The sequence below is a fragment of the Halobacteriovorax sp. HLS genome, assembly GCF_004006665.1.
Classification (GTDB): domain Bacteria; phylum Bdellovibrionota; class Bacteriovoracia; order Bacteriovoracales; family Bacteriovoracaceae; genus Halobacteriovorax.
Map to the genome: position 1 here is coordinate 1 of NZ_QOCL01000015.1, position 644 is coordinate 644.

Here is a 644-nt window from a genome sequence, read left to right on the forward strand (position 1 = left end):
AGCGCTTGCAGCACTTGAGGGTAGAGACGATGCAATCGGTTCAGAGAAAGTTCTTGAGTTAATGGCAGCAGTTGATGAGTATATCCCAACTCCAGCTAGAGACGTAGATCTTAACTTCTTAATGCCAGTAGAAGACGTATTCTCAATTTCAGGTCGTGGTACAGTTTGTACAGGTAGAATTGAAAGAGGTATCGTTAAGGTAAACGAAGAAGTAGAAATCGTAGGAATTAGAGAAACAGGTAAGACAACAGTAACTGGTGTTGAGATGTTCAGAAAGCTTCTTGACGAAGGTAGAGCAGGTGATAACGTTGGTCTTCTTTTAAGAGGTGTTAAAAGAGAAGATATCGAACGTGGTCAGTGTTTAATTAAGCCAGGAACAGTTAAGCCACACGCGAAATTTAAGTGTGAAGTTTATATTCTTTCTAAAGAAGAGGGTGGTAGACACACTCCAATTTTCAAAGGTTATAGACCACAGTTTTACTTCAGAACAACTGACGTTACAGGAGCTATCGAGTTAGCAGCTGGAACAGAAATGATCATGCCAGGTGACAATACTTCATTCGACGTAGAGCTAATCACTCCAATCGCAATGGAAAAAGGTCTTAAGTTCGCAATCCGTGAGGGTGGTAGAACAATTGGTGCTG

General features: G+C 41.1%; 1 protein-coding gene. It reads left to right on the forward strand.

The window, feature by feature from the left end:
- Nucleotides 1-644: EF-Tu/IF-2/RF-3 family GTPase (locus DPQ89_RS17320; RefSeq protein ID WP_241558880.1), on the forward strand; the 644-nt coding region annotated here is incomplete at both ends.